Genomic DNA, 16,512 nt, shown 5'->3' on the forward strand with positions numbered 1-16,512 from the left:
TTCCCTGGTCGATGCAACGGTTCATATGCCTCCCACTGCTGGTTCCTCCGCCCTCAACATCCCGCCTGCATCGTCGGCTGATCAGGTCGCCGCCCGCGGCACCGGTGCACGCGTCACCGGCGCCTTCGGAATCGGCTGAGCCTCGTCCGTACCCACACAAAAGGACCGAGCATGACCGCACCGGACGATCCCGCTCCGCTGGATGAGACCTTCGAGTGCACCTTCGAGTTCCAGCCCGGCTGGATCGATCTCACCCTGCACGACGGGACCAAGTCCGAGGCCAAGGCGCTGGCCACGGAGGTCGTGAACCGGCTCAATCCACTGGGCCTGGAGATCGAGAAGAGCGCGGTCTTCGACGACATGGTCGAGCGGGCCGTGGACCTCAACGACGACGTGCCCACCCTCGCGGCGGCGTACTACTCCGAGGCGGGGGAGGCCATGGCCAACCTCACGGTCGACTCGTACGGAGACGAGGGCGTCGCCCGCCCCGGCCCGGACGAGGTCGTCCCGCTGCTGCTGCAGTGGGGAAACGCGGAGGTCACGGGCACGCCCCAGATCACCCACCTCGAGCTGGCGGCGGGGCCTGCCGTGCGCATCCAGGCGATGCTCAAGGTCAAGCGGATGCTCGGCTTCGGTCGCAAGCTGACCGAGTTCGTCAAGTACGCCGTCCTTCCGCCCGGCATGGAGAGTCTCGTCGTCGTAACGGTGACCTGGGAGAAGATCGCCCTCACGGAGCAGATCACCGAGCTGGCCGACGAAGCGGTTCGGACCATGCGCATCACTCCGCTCACAGCGTAAGGCGCCTCGGCCTGAACGGACGGAGGTGGCGGGGACGCTGTACTGGGGGTGAACTGCGGCGGTCCCTGGCGGGTGATAGGGAGGCCACGGCTCGGGCCACCGGGACTCCTCGCCGGGCTGAGGCCGCCTTAACTGGCCGGATATGTACGCCGGTTCACGTTTCCGCCGTCAGGCATCCCTGTCGCCCCAACAGCTCCACCCGTAGGATCTTTGCTCATGCGGACGGCCGGTGGACGAACGGCCGGGTGGACCGCTTCAGTCACGCCACGGGGGAAGGCCCTGAGGCGATGGGAGGGAGAGCTGTCATGGCGAAGGACACAGACCTTACTTACGCCGAGATGGAGAAGAAGGCCACCGACCTGATCAAGGCGATGGGCGACATGGAAGACATGTTGAAGGCCATCGAGAAGGGTGTGGAGGAGCTGGTCGCCAACGGCTTCACCACGCAGAAGGCCTCCGGCGCGTACGACGAGTCCATCAAGGACTTCACCAAGGGCGCGGCCAAGACCGTCAAGGGCCTGGAGGGCCTGTCCAAGTTCCTCACCAACGCCAAGAAGGCGTACGAGGACCTGGACGAGCAGCTGGCCAAGGGCGCCAAGGGCTGATGTCGACGTCACTCCCTTGTCCGGGCGTGAGGCGGCACATACCGTGTCCAGCCGTGCCCGGACGAGGCGGTGCCTGAGGAAGAAAGTCTGAACGGGTGGCAGACAGAACTCGGCTCGACCTTGACGTGATCAAGGAATGCTCGAAGTCCCTGTACCGCATGCACCGGGAGTTCAAGGACAACGGCAACCCCGCCGACGAGTACGGCGACGCGCTGGGCAGCGACAAACTGCGGGACATCTTCAGCGACTTCTCCGACACCTGGAAGAAGAACCGCAAGAAGCTCATGGAAGACATCGAGAACCTCGCCAAGTACACCGGTAACGCGGCCAAGGCGTATGAGGACGTCGACCACGAGCTGGCGAACGCGCTCAGGGACGCCAAGAAGAGCGGGAAGAAGGAGAAGTAGCAGTGACAGCCCGTCCGCAGGACTGGTCACCGATGTACGACTCCGATCCGGTGCCCGGCGACCCGTATGAGGTGGCGCGGCTCGGCAAGGAGCTGCGCGGCATGGCAGACGAGATCGACAAGCAGGCGCGGAACATCAAGGCGCTGGCGTCGGTCGACGGCTGGGACAGCGACGCCGGCCGGGCGTTCCACGAGATCGCAGGCGACACATCGAGTCGCCTCAAGGACGCCTACGACCGCTACGACGAAGCCGCGATCGCCATGGGCACCAAGGTCCGGGAGGGAGGTGGAGAGTCGTCCGAGTACGCCAGCGAGCTGCACCGGGCCCAGCAGTTGGCGGACAAGGGACTTCAGGAGTATCGGGACGCCGAGGTCGACTACAAGGCCGCCAACAAGATCCTGGACCCGCTCAATGGGAAAGTGCTGACGGGCGACGACGCGGTGCAGCACAGCAAGCAGCAGAAGAAGAGCGACGACGCCGCGCAGCTCATGCTCGAAGGCGAAAAAAAGATCATGAGGGCGAAGGCCATCCGGGACGATGCGGCGCGCCATGCCGCCCGGAAGATCAAGAACGTGATCCACCATGACGGGGTCAAGGACCCCGGGGGCTTCATGAACTGGATCGCGGATCACGCTGACTTGTTTTCCGCCGTGGGGACGTTTTTGGCCGTGGCGGCTTTGGTAGCTGCGGTTGTTCTTTCCGGCGGTACCCTCGCGGTGTTCCTCGTCGTTGCAGCCGGAGTGATGAGTGCCACCGCGCTGTCAGGGCGCCTTTATGACTACTTCGCTCGAGGTGGAAAGCTCGACCTGCTCAAGATGGGCCTCGACGTCCTGGGGATCATTCCCGGACTTGGGGCGATCAAGGGCCTCACGGCGGCGGCAAAGGGGGCACGCCTGCTCGCTGCGAGGAACGCCATCTGGTCCGGATTCACCAACGGGTTCGCGGTGAAGAACTTCAACAAGGGAGTCGTCTGGGCCTCGAAGTTCTTGAAGAGTAAGGACATCACCAAGATCAAGCTGCCGCCGGGTGGATTCAACCCAGAAGTCCTTACCCGCTACATCAAGGGTGGATCGTTGGTCAACTTGGGCGTACACAGCGTGGTGAAGTTGAAGAACCGGTTCGAAGAACTCGGTGACTCGTCCAACGAGGGCAGGACACCGAACCAAGGGCCCCGGCCCACACCGTCGCCATCGCCGCAGCCAAGCCCGAGACCGCGGTCGACGGCATTCCATTCCGCACTCGCCCCCACTGGGTAAGGAGATGACCCTGTGAGCGACTACCACGCCATGGAGCCCGGAACGTTCGTCGATGACCAGGGTGCCGTCCACACCATGGTGCCGTCGTCGGTCGTGGCCGCCGTTCCGGAAGCCAAGGCCGCCGCCGAGCGTTTCGGGCAAGAGGTGCACTTCGACTTCCTTGACGACAGGGCCGTGCACTGGATGCTCTTCCAGCGGCGTGAGGACACGGAGAAGGGGAGCCTTCTTGGATGTCTGCTCGCCCTGCCACTGCTTGTCTTCGGTGTGGGGGCCTGGCCTTTCTGGGATCTCGTCGCATCCCAGAAGCCGCGCCAGTTCCAGATCGCCTTCATCGCCGTGGACGCCGTCATCGTCTGCGCCGCAATTGTTGCCATCGTCCTAGTCCGGCGGCGCAGCCTCCTCGACCCGGTCGTGCGCAATGTACGGTGCCGCGCTCGTCTGTACCGAAAGATCGTCGGCATGGCCCGCAAAGGTGGGGCCGAAATTCCGAGCATGTACCCCTATTACGGTATGTACGTCACCTCGCGGAAGTTCTTCCCCGAAGCGCCGGAACGCCCCATACCTGAGAGGGAAGAGTCCCCGTGACGAGCCAGCCCGAACTCGCCGAGTTGATACCCACCCACCCTGCCCCGCCCGTGCTCCGCGCAGACGATATCCAGGTGCGGTGGGTGATGCCGGAGATCTTCCACGACATCCCGATCCAGGAGACGGACGACGACGAGGCGGTCCGCCTGCTGGGCGAACTCGTGGAGAAGGCCCTTCCGGGGGCCGGGCAAGAGGCTCAGACGGCACTCGCAGTCACGTGTGCGCTGGGCGTCGACGACCTGCTGGCGGCCGGCGCCCAGTACGCCGGTCTCTGCGTCACGGCGGTTGACGACACCCCCTGCACCGCGACGGTGTACGCCGCCCTGGTGGACAGTCCGGAAGGCTCGGACGTGGGCGATGCGGTGAAGGCGATCGCCGCGGACCTTCGCAAGTTCGGCGACGCGGAGGTCTCCGAGATCGAGCTGCCGTGTGGATCAGCCGTGTCGTACATCGGCAGCCGCGAGGACAAGGTGGTCGCTGAACTTACGGCCTCGGGCGAGGAGCTCACCTTCCCGAACTGGTACATACGGGTCTACGTGCCGCTTCCGAACGGCACCTCTCTCATGATGGAGATGTCGACGCCCACCATGGCAGGGTGGGACGTGTTTTCGACCATGTTCGGCAACACCGTCAGCAGCATCCGCTTGTTCCGCGCCGACGGAACGCCGCTCATCACCTCCGCGGCGGCAACGTGAGCGAGCCCGTACCTGACGCCCCGCCCTCGGACTACCGCATCCTCGTACCCCGCGACTGGTTTCGTGTCGACCTCACGCAGGAGCGCTGGCGCGGTCAGTTGAAGACTTACGTGGACAAGGAGTTCGCCGGGAGCGGGACTTCCGGGGACGTCCCCCGCAGCGTCTGGACCATCCTCCGCAACACGGCCGAGAACGGCCTGGCCCGTGGTGCGCTGGAATTCTTCCTCCGCACGGAATCGTCCGAGGGCACGGCGATCGCTCCGGCCTCCCTTCTGATCTCCTGGCCACCGATGCCTCGCGGAGTTGCGCCGACGGCCGAAGCATTCGCCGAGACGTTGAGCCAGCGCAGAAGCTCAGATCGCGACGCCGAGGCCGACGTGGGTGTCGTCGACATGCCCGCCGGGCCTACGGTGTGGGTCCGCACGGCGACGACGCTGGATCACCATGTCCGGATGCCGGGTGATGCGGGCTATCTGCACCTAGCTTTTTCGATGCCGCTGAGCGGTACCGAGGGATCCATGGGCGACCTTTGTGACGCCATGGTCCAATCCCTGCGCTGGGTTCCGACGCGGTCACTGTAACCGCAGGAACCCTTTCTTCTCCTACACGGCGACCCATCCCATCAGCGGTTGACCGCCTGGATTTCCTGGACCGTGACGGCCTGGGCGTTCTCGAAGGTGCCGTCGGGCAGGTCACCGCCCGCGCCGCCGGTGCCGGTCCAGGCGATCTCCCAGGTGATGGTGGCCTGGAGGTCGACGACGTGCAGTGGCTGGACCTCCTCTGTGGACCGGCGGTCTCCTGCGTCACATGGCGGGAGTACCAACTCGGCCCCGAGGCCACGGCTACAGCTGAGCGATCACTGGTCCCAGTTCGTCGACATGATGGGGGGCACCCTTCAGACGGTTTCCTTCACGGATCCGGCCGAGGCCCTCACCGAGTAGCCTGTTTTCGGCCTTGCCCGAGCTTGTTGTTTCCGTCGGTCGACTGCGCTGTTCAAGTCGGGTGGGTCGGCGACGGTCCCCCCGTTGAGTTCGTTTTCGGCGGCGTTGGTCAGTCCGTCCCAGGAAGCCGGAGAGTCCGCGCGAAGTCGTCCAGTGCCTCCATTGCCGCGGCGATCACTTCCGGGTCGTCGTGGTGCCCGCGGAGTACGACGTCGGGGAGGCCGGGCCGGGTGTGCCAGTGGTACGTCACCGAGGTCATCATGATGTTGCTGTCCGCAGGGTAGGAGCGGGTGACCCGGATCCCGTCCGTGCCCAGGTGCGGGGAGGCGAACGGAGTGCTGCCGGTTCGCTGCTGCCACTCGGGGATCTCCGGGTGCGGCACCGTGAACGCGGTGTGTCCCTCGCAGGATGACAGGTCAGGGGCCTCGCAGTGGATGCGGGTGGCGTGTATCACCAGCGGCATGTAGGTAAGCGGAACGGGGTGGTAGATAAACGCTTCGTCCGCCTCGAGCTTGTCCCGGAGCGTGAGGATTGTCTGCCCGTAGAAGTCCTTGTGGAATCGGCGGAGTTTGCGGGTGAATTCGATGCCGTGGATGGCGGCCAGGCCCGTCAGGTGCAGGTCCAGCCATTCCTTGAAGCTCTTCTTGTCGATCTGAAGATGAAGATAGCCCCAGACGTCTGGGTTGGCATCCGTGTCGATGTGGAGCGGGGCGCCGAGATCGGTGCTCCACAGAGTGCCGTCGGACATGAGCGGTCTCTTTCTTCGGGGCCGGCAGAGAGGGCCTTCAGGCGTAGCTCCAGCGGAAGGTGCCCATCACAGCATCGAACAACTCCACGAGGATGTCATAGAAGGCGGGATCCGAGCCGGGCGCGATCAGGGCGCTGAAAGAGAAGGCCAGGTACTGGTCGGGGGCGCTGTCCGGGACCGGAACGAAGTACTCGACCCGGCGGTGAGCGACGTCGACGCCCTGGGTCGCGTCGGCAGGTACCTCTCGCTCCGAGCGCAGGGCCGCTGTGTCATCGAGCGTGCGCGTCTCCGCGCCCGGAGCCACGGAGGCGAGCGCGGCCAGGATCGCCTCCGGGCCGCTGGAGGGCCTGACCCGTGGAATGTCGATCGGCTCGGAGGCCACGATCGAAACGGGCAGCGCGACGCCGTGAAGGCGTTCGGTGGGGAGGTAGAGGGTCATTCCCCCTTTGGCCCTGGCCTGGCGGACGACCTTCTTCATCTCATGGTTGAGCTTCAGTCGGGCCTTCGGAATGTCGTCCTTGGGGAAGCCCGCAGGCAGCTGTGTGACGGCCTTGCGAACGATGTGGTCCATCGCTTCCTTGGTGCCCGTGCGCAGCGGGATCACGTCCCAGCCGGGTGGCGGCACCAGGTTGAAACCGTTCGGGGGCCGACTGCGCTCAGCGGTGGTCATTGCGCCCCCGCGTCACTTCCACGGCATAGGTAGCGCCTACGAAAATCGCCCACGCCGGGGCGGCGATCATGCCCGGCCAGAATCCGAAAAAGAGCGATGGCAGGAAGAAGCCGCCGCCCATGGCGAGGTCCCGGGTGAGGTAAGGAGGCCGGTCCGCGTACCGGGGGTACTTCGCGAAGACCCAGACGTAGTGCAGCAGGCAGCCGATGATCCCGGCCTCGTACACGTAGAGCACGTCGTTCATCAGTGGCTTCGGCAGCAGGATCATGATCCCCAATACCGGCAGGAACAGTGGCATTCCGATGAACAGCGTCAGCCGGAGTCTCCGGTTGGGGCCGGTGCCAAGCCCGGTGCGTGCGGCTTCGGCCTCGGCAATGCGCTGCGCCGAGTTCAGGTCCATGCTCATTCCTCACCAGTGAGTGTCGGGGGCGGGCTTCAGCGTGTTGTCCTTCCAGTCTGAGTACGCCGCGTTGTAGGGCTTCTCTCCGGTTCCGAACTCCTCCTTGGTCCAGCTTGTCAGGTCGCTCTTGCCCAGTGCCTTGTCCACGACGTCCATCCCCATGCCGGTCCAGGCGATGCCGAGCCCTGCCTGGTAGGACTTGTACGCCTTGTCTGCCGCGGCCCCTGCGGCCGCTGGGAAGGTGGCCTTGTTCGCCTGCAGCATCTTCGCCATGCCAGCCATCTCCTTGTCGCCGAGGTGCACGAGCGTCGACAACGGGCTAACCCTCAGGGGCCCTTTGGCGACCAGGCCGACGTTCTGAGAGATGGACTTGCGCATCGCGTTACGGGCCGCCCCGAGGGCCTGCCGCCCTGCCCCTTGCGGCAATTTGGTCATCAACCGTCCTGTGTCATCCAGGACACTCTTGACGCCCCTGAGTCCTTGCCGCAGGCCGGCGGTCCGGGCGCCCTGAGCAGCGCCCACGGTGGCCTTGGCGCCGCTGGCGAGCTTCGCGGCAGCCCCTAGGCCACCCACGACGAGCAGCCCACCCACGACATCGAAGATGACGTCCGTCCAGGAGGCGTCGCCGGATGCCACTAGCAGGAGTCTGAGCCCGATTGTCAGCACCGCGATGCCAAGGACGACAAAGTTCAACAGAGGACAGGCGAGTGCCAGGAAGCCGGCAACTGTCGCGACCCAGCCGAGGGCATCGATGAAGGCCTTGAGCCCGTCCGCATGGTCATGAACCCAGCCCTTGACGTCGTCCCACCACGAATCCTCGATCACATCGTCGATCTCGTCGCGGATCTTCCCGGCGTAGTGGTTGGCGCGAGTGCTCCTGTTGCCGGTGAGGGTGTCCAGAGTGATTCGGAACGGTTGGATGGGGTCGTCGGCAGGGTTGGCGCCGCTGCGAGGCGCGTGCGGGACGTCCTTGTCCTCCGAAGCGGCCTTCTTTGCCTTGTCGGCCTCGACCTCCTCCTGCTTCTCCTTGGCCTGGCGCAGGAGTTTGTCGGCGTCGCTCTGGAAGTCCTCCAGTTCGTTCGACCATTTGGTCAGGTGGCCGTGCACCCGCTCGTACCGTCCGGCCACCTCCCGCATGTGCTTCTCCAGCGTGGACGACTCGTCGCGCAGGGTCTTTACGTACTTGCCCTTCAGGGTCTCGTCGTCGCTGATCGCCTTCAGATTCTTGGCCTGGTCCCTAAGTTTCTTGGCCACCGAGATCATGTGCTTGACCTCGGCGCGGATCTCCTGAGGGTCCCCGGGAACGGGATCGGATTCGCACAGCGGCTGCCAGTCCACCGGACGGCGCGTGGAAGTCGGTGTCATGGCGTTACTTCTTCTGCTTCTTCTTGTGTGCCTTGGCCAGTTCGTCGTCCAGATCTTGGAACGCCTTCTTGCTGCCTGCCACGAGCTTGCCGACCGATTCAATTGACTCGATGAGCCTGGTGCGGTAGTCGTCCCAATTGTCGACGAAGTCCTCCATGGCATCGGCGACGGAACCGGAGCCCCAATGCTCCTTCATGTCGTCCCGGCGGTTCTCAATGTCCTCGAAGGTCTTCTTGAGCTGGCCGAGCTTGCGCTCGCAGTCTCTGAGGAAGTCAAAGTCGACCGTCAGGTCCGGCTCACCCACGCGTTTTCCTTCTCGCGTGCTTGATCGTGCTGGGGCATACGTTGTGGGACCGTCTCGCACCAGGCGGCACATTCGGCCCGAGACCAAGTTGTGTCCTCACGGCCTCTGAGTGGCCTGTGGATCTCATCAGCGATTGACCGCCTGGATTTCCTGGACCGTGACGGCCTGGGCGTTCTCGAAGGTGCCGTCGGGCAGGTCGCCGCCCGCGCCGCCGGTGCCGGTCCAGGCGATCTCCCAGGTGATGGTGGCCTGGAGGTCGAAGGTGCCGTCTCCGGAGGAGCGGAGGTACTTGATGCCGCAGGGCGGGGTCCGGTCGGCCTTGCCCTTGGCGTAGGGCTCGCCGATCGAGCCGTCGTCGTTGATCGTGCACTCGCCGGACGCCGGGTACGTCTCGGCGTCCGGGGTGCCCGGCTCCAGCTTGAGCGAGACCGGCTTCGCGGTGGTCGTGGCCGTGAGGGTGAAGCCGGGGGCGTTGATGGCCGCCGTGGCCTGGACCTCGTGGAAGTCGGCCTTGTCGAGCCAGGCCCAGGTCGGCAGGTTCACCTTCGTGGTTTCGGCGGGGGCGAGGGTGACCTCGGTGCCGGGCAGCTCCATGTGCTGGTACGCGAGGGCGGCGAGAATCTCCGGGGTGATGGCCTCCTCGTACTGGGGCGGCGGGGCCTCGCCGTCGTCGACCCAGAACGGGAGGTCGGTGCAGGAGTTCCGCTTGAGGAAGTCGGGCTCGTTGGGATTCTCGACACCGGCCCAGAACATCCCCTCGCCGTCCTTGGCGACGTTGTAGTCCTTGTAACCGGGGGTGTCCGTCCAGCCGTACTCGTCCTCGTAATGACGCTTCGTCTCGCCGATCGCTGCGGCGGGCGTCCCCGTCATCCCGGGCGCGCTCGCGGCCTCCTCTATCTCGGCGGACATCTTCTTCTTAAAGTCCTTGGCACCGAGGTAGGGGGCGTACCAGCAGGGTGGGGGAGTCCAATTGACGTCGGCGGACGTCACGTTTCCGATGCCACCGTTCGGGGCGACGGATCCGGAGTATGTAATGCGTGCGGCGGCGTAGATGCCCGTTTTGTCGCCGCCGCCTTCCTGCTCGGCGCTGCCACCTTTGCCGGTGTCCACTGGTTCCGCGGTGGCGTTCGGGGCGCCGAGCAAGATCATGCCGGTCGCGGCGGTCAGGGCAGCGACGCTGCTGCCGAAGAAGCCTCGCCGTGGTCTGCTCACTGGCACTTCTTGGCCTCCGTCTCGACGAACACCTTGGATGCCTGCCACAGGCCGTCACCAGTGGGATACTTGGTCATGATGATCTTGTAGTAGTTGAAGTCCTTGAGGCTGGGCTCGGACTTCAGCACCTTCCCCGATTTGACTTCTTTTCCGTAGAACTTCCCGGTGTCCGCACAGAACGCGACCTCAACCGAGTTGCCGTTCGGGGCAGATCGTGTGGTGGCGCCGTAGTGGCGGCGGGTGCCGGTGCCGGTCCAGCCGCCCTTGATCCACTCGTTGATCTGCGTCTCGGCGTAGTGGATTCCGTCCGCCGTGGCGTAGGCAGCCAGGGCGGCGTCCTTGGTCGTGCGCTTGTCGACGCCCCGGTAGATGGCGCGCAGGTAGTTTGCGGCGTCGTCCATCGCGGCCGCTTCGTTCTTGTCCTTCGGCTTGTCCCAGTCGAAGACGAGGTTCATGTCCTTGGGGAGGGACAGGTCCACGCCGTCCGGCTTGTCCTCCGCCGGTGCCGCCGAAGACTCGGCTGTCTCGCTCGGGGCCGCAGACCCTTGGTCCGCCCCCGCGATCTTGTCGTTGTCGCTGGACTTGTCGCCCCCGCCTCCGCAGGCCGTCAGCAGCAGGGCTGCTGAGGCGGCGAGCGCGGCAGCAACGGGCAAAGAGCGGCGCTTCACAGTGGACTCCCCGTGAGACAGAAGTGCAGTCGAGGCTACTGACCGTATCTGCGTGCTTCCCGATTTCGCCAGAGTGAATTACGCCGGGAATCGGGGCAATTCGTCGAATATGAGTGCATGCGGTCGTGTCATGTGTCCGGATCGCGCCTGAACGGTTCGTCCGTGATGCGTGGGCAGCGGGCGCACATGCGCACGGTGGGGCGGCCCTCGGGCGCGCCTCGTTTCCGGAGAACCGGATGGAGCGCCTCCCTTACGCGGTGCTGAGTGGAACTGCGTGAGGTCGGGAGGGCAGGCGGAGCCCTGCGCAGTGCTAGGCGAGTGACGGATTCGAGGGCCAGTCGACCCCGGAGTCCCGGAGCACGCGACTGTATTTCCTGTACCGGTGCCGTGCGATGGCGAGGCCCGTCAGCCACAGGGCGGCGAAGAACAGCCAGACGGCGCCGCACACGAGCAGCGACTGGGCGCTGAAACCGGTCTGAGACAGGGGAATGAGCATGGCCACCATGAGGGCTAGGAGGGCGATCAGTCCCCGCCGTCGGTGGGTGCGGCTGTAGTCGACCATGATGCGGGCGTGCAGGAGATCGACCTCGTGCTGCACCTCGGGCAGTGGCCGCAGGCGGCTGCTCCCGGGGCGCATGCCGGGCAGCGGCCCGGCTTCCGGCGCAGCGGGGTAGTGCTGTGCGCTCCACGCCGCCCGCTCTGGCGCGTCCGGAAGTCGGCGAAAGGCGAAGTACGGGTTCGGGCTCCCCTTGGGCGACAGCGTGGACAGCCCGTCGTACCGGTATCCGTACTGCTCGGCGACGTAGGCGAAGGCGGCGAACTTCCGCCACGACCGCTGCAGGTTGCGGGCGTCATGCCGTTCGACACCCTGCGCGCCGTCCCGCAGCAGTGCTCTGAGCTGGGGCTGCAGGAACATCGGACCAACCTCCTGGGACCGGGTCGTAGCACGACGTCGGGACGCCATTACCGTGTGATCGGCGAGATGGCGCAACCACTCGCCCCACGGATAGCTTCCTATCACTGGGCCAGGCAAGCTCCCCGCGGCGGGAGGCGTTCGACACACAGGGATACACAGGGGGACAGCAGTGGGTTCGTCCAAGTACCCGAATCTGGGATTCGACCCGGCTCCGGGAGATCTGGAGACGGTGCGTCTGATGGTGGGCGCGATCGGCAGGGTCAGCCGCGAGAGCGGTACGGCGCACACGCAGCTCGGCAAGATCGGCGCCTCCGACGGCATCTGGACGGGCAAGGCTGCGGACACGTTCGCAAAGTCGGTCGAGAAGATCCCGCCCTACCTCAAGAAGGCCCTCGACTCGGTCGGCTCCGCCCACCGGGCCCTGTCCAACTGGGAGTCCAGCCTGGACGGGTTCCAGTCGAGGGCCCGTGCCCTGGAGGAAGAGGCGGCAGCCGCGGCCCGGAAAGTCGGTACGGCCAAGGGGAGCCTGGACGGCCTGCCCGATGACACGTCCGAGATGACGGACAAGGAGAAGGAAGAGTACGAGAAGGACAGGAAGGGCAAGAAGGCGGCCTACGACTCGGCGAACGGTGAGTTGGAGGCCGTGCGAGGACGGGCGCACACCCTGCACGCGGAGTACGTCACGGCGGCGGACATGACGGCACGTACGGTCAAGGAGGCCGCGGACGACGCCCCGCCGGAGCCGGGTTGGTTCGATGACCTCGTGGACGGTTTCACCGATTTCCTGTCCGATGCCTGGAACGTCCTCAGCGACCCCAACTTCTGGAAGCTCGTCGGCGACATCCTCGCCGACATCGCCATGGTCATCGGCGTGGTGTGCCTGGTCGCCCTGATGCTGGGCACCGGCGTGGGCGCGCTGGGGCTCATCGGATTCATCGTCGGAGTCGGCGCCCTGGCCGCTCACGGTGCCGCCATGGCCGGCGGTGCGGAGGGCGTCACGTGGCAGACCCTGGCCTGGGACGCCCTCGGGGTGGTCGCGGGCGGTGCCTCCCTCGGTGGGGCGAAGCTCGCTCAGGCGGGACGGGCGCTGGTGCAGTCCGGACGCTCCCTGCGTGCCTCGCAGGGGCTCATGGCGACGCTCGGCAGGATCGGCCCCGGAGGCTGGGGCAACCTCGCGAAGATTCCCAGCGGTATGGCGAACTCGATGCGCGGGTTCGCCACGGCGGGCAAGGGCTGGGTGCACGTCGCCACGGGCAAGACCCTCGACGTCGTCGGCACGGTGACCGGTGCCGGTTTCGCGTTCGGCTCCAACACCAACGAAGGCCGGTGGCTGGACGGCGACTGGAACATCTCCGACATACCCGTGGTGGGTCCCGGAGCCGGCTTCGTCGACTACGAGGCGCCGGACAACGAGCCGAAGACGATGGCGCCCGGTCCCCTGGGCCCCCGGTTCGACAGCACCACCACGCTCACCTCCGCCGGCGAGAGCTTCACCAAGGGGCTCCAGCCCGGCAACTTCGGGACCGCCGCATGACCCGCACACCGATCGAAGCAGCCGCTGCCCGCCAGGTCCCGTACGCGTTCCGGTACACCGTGCCCGACGAATTCGTGCGGTTGCCCGACCCCGCAGCCGTCGAAGGCTGGGAGAAGGCGCTCAAACGACTCGTCCCGGATGCCGACGACGAGCAGTTGGCCTCGGCCACGGAACAGATGAGGGCCGTGCTCCCCGGGCTCTCCGCGGGCGGGGAGGACACGGTCGATCTGGCGGCGATGTGTCTGGGCACGGAGGACGTCGCGGGCGAGGAGCGACTCTCCATGGGCCTGCTCGCCGTCACCGTGAAGCCGAGCGGGCATCATGACCGGCTGTTGACGGCTGAAGGTATCTACCGGGCGAAGCGCCACGGGTTCTTCGCCGACGAGCACGAGCTGCAGGAACTGGACTTCGACCTGGGCAAGGGCGTGCAAGGGCGTCAGGACATGCTCCTGGCGGTCAAACTGCCCTCCGGGCCGGCCGTGATGTCCGCGTCGTTGCGTCTGCTCACCCTGCCCGCGAGCTTCGTCGCCGAGAGCGGTCTCGCGGACGCCGTCGGCGACGACGAGACCGTACGACCGACCCTGCCGATTGCTTCGCTGCAGCTGATCGTCCCGGCGCCGCGCGACTACTGCGTCTACGTGACGATCTCCACGCCGTCGGTGTTCCTGCTCGACTCGTACTGCGGGCGGCTCGCCCAGATCGGTCGGACTTTCACCTTCGATGTGGAGAAGGGCGCTCACTGAGCCCCGAGGTGGTGGCGGGCGTACGAGCTACTTCTTGCCCTCGTTCTGCTTTTTCTTCAGCTCGTCGTTCAGCTTCTGATCGAGCTTGGTGAACTCTTCCGAGGACTTCTTGGCGAACTTGGAGACGCCCTTGGTCAGCTTCGAGAGCTGACCGAAGCCGTAGTCCCATGAGTCCGCGAAGTCGTCGCACGCGGACTCGAGGCCGCCGTGCCCGATCTGTTTGGAGTCGGCGTGCTTCATGTCCTTGGACGCGGACTTCATCTGGCCGCCGCTGGTCTCCAGCGTGCCGGCCATCCCGAGGACTTCGTCACTCGCGAAACGCAGAAAGGACAACTGTCTCTCCCCTTCCCTCCCGATGCGCGCGGTTGCCCGAGCGTACCTTGGCGCAGCGATGGAAGGACTGGACCTCCTGGACGGTGAAGGCCCGGTCGTTGCCGAAGGTGCCGTCGCCGAGCACCGACAGCGGACTGCCCTCCGGCTCGTCGTACGGCACCCGGGTGCCCGCCGGGATCTTTCGCTCGCGGCGCTCTGCTGACGGCTTCGCTGCTGCGGAACCGCCCTATTTCAGCCGAGCTTTCCGTTCTGCGCCTTCACCACCGTCGGCGACAGCTTCGCGTCGCTGGGCCTGCCGTTGGCGATCGCCATGCCGTCGACCGAGAAGTAGACGGCGAGGACGTCGCCGCTGCGGACGACCTCGCCGTGCAGGACGTGCGGGACACCGCGGAAGGTCATCGTGGACGTGAATCCGAGCGACTCGTCACCGGCCGGGGCGACCTTCTCCGCCGTGACGGAGTCGTACGGGCTCTCGTTGCCGTTCGCCTTGGCCGTGAAGCCGTCCCCGCACGCGTCCACGGCCTTCCGCGCGTCGGCGAAGGTGGACTGCGCCTTCCCCGGGGCGTAGGACGCCAGAGTGACGTAGGTGAAGGTGACACCCTTCGTCAGCTGTGTCGGCGCGTCTGTCGGGCCCGAGGTCAGCCGGGTGAGATCGGCCTCGGGGGTGCCGAGGGGCAGTTGGTTCATGGCGTACGCGAGGGGTGCGCAGACGGGCTTGTCGACCGTCATCTCGTCCGTCGACTTGGCGAAGGCGTACTCGTCGTCCGGCTCCTCCACCTCGAAGCCGTCGGTGTCGGCCTTCGTGACGATCGTCGCGGCCAGGTGTTCGGCCGGGGTGGGCGCCTTGGCCGTGGAGGCGGACGTCGAGGAGCCTGCCTTCGGTTCGCCGGTCGCCGGGTCCGAGCTGCCTCCGCACGCGGTGAGCGCGGTGACGGACAGCAGGGACAGGGCGGCGAGGACTGTGGACGTGGGGCGGTTCACGGGTGCTCCGTTGCTCCGTAGGTGGGGGGAAGAGAGGCGTCAGTGGTGGCCGTCGAGCAGTGCGCGCAGCTGCGGGGAGAGCTCCGGTACGCGTGCGCCCGCTGCCTGCGCGGCCTCCAGCTCCTTGACGTACTTCAGGGCTTCCTCGCGCAGCTCGTTCTTCTCGTCGCCCTGGCGGCTGCCCACCAGCCAGACCCAGAAGGCCAAGGGGACGAGGAAGGCGGTGCCGTATCCGATCGGGGAGCCGTCGGTGTAGGCCCAGGCGCTGCCGATCGCGCCGGTGACGATGAGGAGGCAGCCTGTCTCGTTGTGCCAGCCGCCCACGTCCGCCATGCGCTCGTAGTCCTCGACCTTCGAGGGCTTCGATGGTACGGGCACGACGGAGGCGGGTGCCGATGGCTCGGCAGTGGTTTGCGGTGCCGGGCCTCCCCCGTCGGCTGCGCCGCCGTCCCGGTCCGGCGTTGTCGGAGCGGGTGTTGCCTGCGCGGCGGCCGGTCGTACCGGCGGATACGTCGGAACGGGCGCCGCGCCCTTGCCTCCTCCGGTCGACGACCGGCCCTCCAACCACGCCGGTATGTGTGTCACGGGTATTCCGTGGGCTCGGGCGATGCCCAGCGTCTCGCGGTACCCGACGAGCATCGGGTGGAGCAACTCGCGCTTCCACCGGACACGTACGAGTGTGAGGGCCGCGATCGCGACGATCAGGAGAGGCCCCGCCGGGGCGGCCGCCAGAATCGGATCGCCGGCGAGCGCCGGGACCATCGGGCCGAGGAACGGCCAGACGACTCCCAGTATCAGTGTCGATCCGCCCAGCCAGACGAGTGGGCCGCGCTGGGTCGCCTGCAACGCCTGTCGCCGCTCCGCCAGCATGGCCGTCACCGCCATGTCATCGGCGTAGTCGATGCCGTGGCGTGTCCCGACGGCGCGTATGGCCTCTGCCGCTCTCGGGTCGGCCGACAGCGCGGCCTCGTTCACCGGGAGTAGTTCCATCGATTCCCCCACTGCTCTCCCCCCTCTTCCTGTGTAACTCTCTCTGCGTACGCACCCCGTCACTGATCCGAGCGAAGATCATGGCACGGACCGCTGGGGCCCCTCGTGAGTGAATCGTGCAGGACCGATGGGTGCTGCGTGACGAACAGCACGCGGACGGTGTCCGGGGCTGGTCGTTCTGGATTCGCGCGAGCACAGTGAGAGCGGCTGCTTGGCGGGCCGTACTCAAAGGGGTTCCACGGGTGCGAAGTTGCAGATGAGTAACGGCGTGCAGGGGTGCCGGGCAGGGGAGGGCATGCCTTGAGGGGCTTATGTGCGGCTGATACGGTGCGATGGCTTGACACTCGCCTTACTGCTGGCT

21 protein-coding genes are annotated in these 16,512 nt (G+C 66.3%); 9 read left to right on the top strand and 12 right to left on the bottom strand.

Going from position 1 to position 16,512, the window contains the following annotated elements; translation table 11 throughout:
* Window positions 1-171 precede the first annotated feature (171 nt).
* From ACZ7MF_RS01860 to ACZ7MF_RS01890, 7 genes are all read left to right on the top strand, one after another.
* Complete coding sequence (locus ACZ7MF_RS01860) at window positions 172-798, top strand: hypothetical protein (protein ID WP_471473940.1); 627 nt, start codon at window positions 172-174, stop codon at window positions 796-798.
* A gap of 305 nt (window positions 799-1,103) precedes the next feature.
* Entirely contained in the window at window positions 1,104-1,403 is a 300-nt protein-coding gene (locus tag ACZ7MF_RS01865; protein WP_087807860.1) for a WXG100 family type VII secretion target, read from the top strand.
* A 95-nt stretch (window positions 1,404-1,498) separates the two neighbouring features.
* Window positions 1,499-1,810: a hypothetical protein gene (locus ACZ7MF_RS01870; protein WP_159329373.1), complete on the top strand. Its 312-nt coding sequence runs from the start codon at window positions 1,499-1,501 to the stop codon at window positions 1,808-1,810.
* Window positions 1,811-1,812: 2 nt separating this feature from the next.
* Entirely contained in the window at window positions 1,813-3,066 is a 1,254-nt protein-coding gene (locus ACZ7MF_RS01875; protein ID WP_471473941.1) for a putative T7SS-secreted protein, read from the top strand.
* Window positions 3,067-3,078: 12 nt separating this feature from the next.
* Complete coding sequence (locus ACZ7MF_RS01880; protein WP_471473942.1) at window positions 3,079-3,651, top strand: hypothetical protein; 573 nt, start codon at window positions 3,079-3,081, stop codon at window positions 3,649-3,651.
* Complete coding sequence (locus tag ACZ7MF_RS01885; RefSeq protein WP_471473944.1) at window positions 3,648-4,346, top strand: hypothetical protein; 699 nt, start codon at window positions 3,648-3,650, stop codon at window positions 4,344-4,346. Before ACZ7MF_RS01880 ends, ACZ7MF_RS01885 begins: the two co-directional genes overlap by 4 nt.
* Complete coding sequence (locus tag ACZ7MF_RS01890; RefSeq protein WP_471473945.1) at window positions 4,343-4,927, top strand: hypothetical protein; 585 nt, start codon at window positions 4,343-4,345, stop codon at window positions 4,925-4,927. The genes ACZ7MF_RS01885 and ACZ7MF_RS01890 overlap by 4 nt, the downstream gene beginning before the upstream one ends.
* A 41-nt stretch (window positions 4,928-4,968) precedes the next feature.
* Here ACZ7MF_RS01890 and ACZ7MF_RS01895 read toward each other — a convergent pair whose 3' ends face one another.
* From ACZ7MF_RS01895 to ACZ7MF_RS01935, 9 genes are all read right to left on the bottom strand, one after another.
* Window positions 4,969-5,169, bottom strand: a complete 201-nt coding sequence (locus ACZ7MF_RS01895) for a hypothetical protein (RefSeq protein WP_471475210.1) — start codon at window positions 5,167-5,169, stop codon at window positions 4,969-4,971.
* A 227-nt stretch (window positions 5,170-5,396) separates the two neighbouring features.
* A complete protein-coding gene (locus ACZ7MF_RS01900) occupies window positions 5,397-6,035 on the bottom strand; it encodes a hypothetical protein (RefSeq protein WP_471473946.1) in 639 nt (212 codons plus the stop codon).
* Window positions 6,036-6,072: 37 nt separating this feature from the next.
* Complete coding sequence (locus tag ACZ7MF_RS01905) at window positions 6,073-6,705, bottom strand: hypothetical protein (RefSeq protein ID WP_471473948.1); 633 nt, start codon at window positions 6,703-6,705, stop codon at window positions 6,073-6,075.
* Window positions 6,692-7,105 (bottom strand): hypothetical protein, encoded by a 414-nt coding sequence (locus tag ACZ7MF_RS01910; protein WP_469918081.1) that lies wholly within the window; start codon window positions 7,103-7,105, stop codon window positions 6,692-6,694. The genes ACZ7MF_RS01905 and ACZ7MF_RS01910 overlap by 14 nt, the downstream gene beginning before the upstream one ends.
* A 9-nt stretch (window positions 7,106-7,114) precedes the next feature.
* Window positions 7,115-8,470 carry a hypothetical protein gene (locus ACZ7MF_RS01915; RefSeq protein ID WP_469918082.1) on the bottom strand — a complete coding sequence of 452 codons (1,356 nt, stop codon included), beginning with the start codon at window positions 8,468-8,470 and terminating at the stop codon, window positions 7,115-7,117.
* Window positions 8,471-8,474: 4 nt separating this feature from the next.
* Entirely contained in the window at window positions 8,475-8,774 is a 300-nt protein-coding gene (locus ACZ7MF_RS01920) for a WXG100 family type VII secretion target (protein WP_471473949.1), read from the bottom strand.
* 126 nt (window positions 8,775-8,900) lie between these two features.
* Window positions 8,901-9,923 carry a hypothetical protein gene (locus ACZ7MF_RS01925; RefSeq protein ID WP_471475169.1) on the bottom strand — a complete coding sequence of 341 codons (1,023 nt, stop codon included), beginning with the start codon at window positions 9,921-9,923 and terminating at the stop codon, window positions 8,901-8,903.
* Window positions 9,924-9,982: 59 nt separating this feature from the next.
* A complete protein-coding gene (locus ACZ7MF_RS01930; protein WP_471473951.1) occupies window positions 9,983-10,654 on the bottom strand; it encodes a hypothetical protein in 672 nt (223 codons plus the stop codon).
* Between the two features lie 310 nt (window positions 10,655-10,964).
* On the bottom strand, window positions 10,965-11,570 hold the full coding sequence (locus tag ACZ7MF_RS01935) for a hypothetical protein (RefSeq protein WP_471473952.1): 606 nt from the start codon (window positions 11,568-11,570) through the stop codon (window positions 10,965-10,967).
* A gap of 169 nt (window positions 11,571-11,739) precedes the next feature.
* Here ACZ7MF_RS01935 and ACZ7MF_RS01940 point away from each other — a divergent pair, with 169 nt between their 5' ends.
* Both ACZ7MF_RS01940 and ACZ7MF_RS01945 read left to right on the top strand, forming a co-directional pair.
* Complete coding sequence (locus ACZ7MF_RS01940; protein ID WP_471473953.1) at window positions 11,740-13,104, top strand: putative T7SS-secreted protein; 1,365 nt, start codon at window positions 11,740-11,742, stop codon at window positions 13,102-13,104.
* Window positions 13,101-13,847: a hypothetical protein gene (locus ACZ7MF_RS01945; protein WP_471473955.1), complete on the top strand. Its 747-nt coding sequence runs from the start codon at window positions 13,101-13,103 to the stop codon at window positions 13,845-13,847. Before ACZ7MF_RS01940 ends, ACZ7MF_RS01945 begins: the two co-directional genes overlap by 4 nt.
* A 27-nt stretch (window positions 13,848-13,874) precedes the next feature.
* Here ACZ7MF_RS01945 and ACZ7MF_RS01950 read toward each other — a convergent pair whose 3' ends face one another.
* The 3 genes from ACZ7MF_RS01950 to ACZ7MF_RS01960 all read right to left on the bottom strand — a co-directional run bounded on the left by ACZ7MF_RS01950 (window position 13,875) and on the right by ACZ7MF_RS01960 (window position 16,151).
* Window positions 13,875-14,180 (bottom strand): hypothetical protein, encoded by a 306-nt coding sequence (locus ACZ7MF_RS01950; RefSeq protein WP_385347903.1) that lies wholly within the window; start codon window positions 14,178-14,180, stop codon window positions 13,875-13,877.
* Between the two features lie 231 nt (window positions 14,181-14,411).
* Window positions 14,412-15,161: a hypothetical protein gene (locus tag ACZ7MF_RS01955; RefSeq protein WP_471473956.1), complete on the bottom strand. Its 750-nt coding sequence runs from the start codon at window positions 15,159-15,161 to the stop codon at window positions 14,412-14,414.
* Window positions 15,162-15,200: 39 nt separating this feature from the next.
* Window positions 15,201-16,151, bottom strand: coding sequence for a hypothetical protein (locus ACZ7MF_RS01960; RefSeq protein WP_471473957.1), 951 nt, complete (start codon window positions 16,149-16,151; stop codon window positions 15,201-15,203).
* Between the last annotated feature and the right edge of the window lie 361 nt (window positions 16,152-16,512).

Source organism: Streptomyces sp. NPDC111628 (genome assembly GCF_055635195.1).

What these genes read in the sequence shown, in the direction of transcription:
- ACZ7MF_RS01960 (WP_471473957.1), bottom strand. Translation starts at nt 16,151, where the DNA reads ATGGAACTACTCCCGGTGAACGAGGCCGCGCTGTCGGCCGACCCGAGA.
- ACZ7MF_RS01860 (WP_471473940.1), top strand. Translation starts at nt 172, where the DNA reads ATGACCGCACCGGACGATCCCGCTCCGCTGGATGAGACCTTCGAGTGC.
- ACZ7MF_RS01910 (WP_469918081.1), bottom strand. Translation starts at nt 7,105, where the DNA reads ATGGACCTGAACTCGGCGCAGCGCATTGCCGAGGCCGAAGCCGCACGC.
- ACZ7MF_RS01915 (WP_469918082.1), bottom strand. Translation starts at nt 8,470, where the DNA reads ATGACACCGACTTCCACGCGCCGTCCGGTGGACTGGCAGCCGCTGTGC.
- ACZ7MF_RS01925 (WP_471475169.1), bottom strand. Translation starts at nt 9,923, where the DNA reads ATGATCTTGCTCGGCGCCCCGAACGCCACCGCGGAACCAGTGGACACC.
- ACZ7MF_RS01945 (WP_471473955.1), top strand. Translation starts at nt 13,101, where the DNA reads ATGACCCGCACACCGATCGAAGCAGCCGCTGCCCGCCAGGTCCCGTAC.
- ACZ7MF_RS01935 (WP_471473952.1), bottom strand. Translation starts at nt 11,570, where the DNA reads ATGTTCCTGCAGCCCCAGCTCAGAGCACTGCTGCGGGACGGCGCGCAG.
- ACZ7MF_RS01865 (WP_087807860.1), top strand. Translation starts at nt 1,104, where the DNA reads ATGGCGAAGGACACAGACCTTACTTACGCCGAGATGGAGAAGAAGGCC.
- ACZ7MF_RS01900 (WP_471473946.1), bottom strand. Translation starts at nt 6,035, where the DNA reads ATGTCCGACGGCACTCTGTGGAGCACCGATCTCGGCGCCCCGCTCCAC.
- ACZ7MF_RS01905 (WP_471473948.1), bottom strand. Translation starts at nt 6,705, where the DNA reads ATGACCACCGCTGAGCGCAGTCGGCCCCCGAACGGTTTCAACCTGGTG.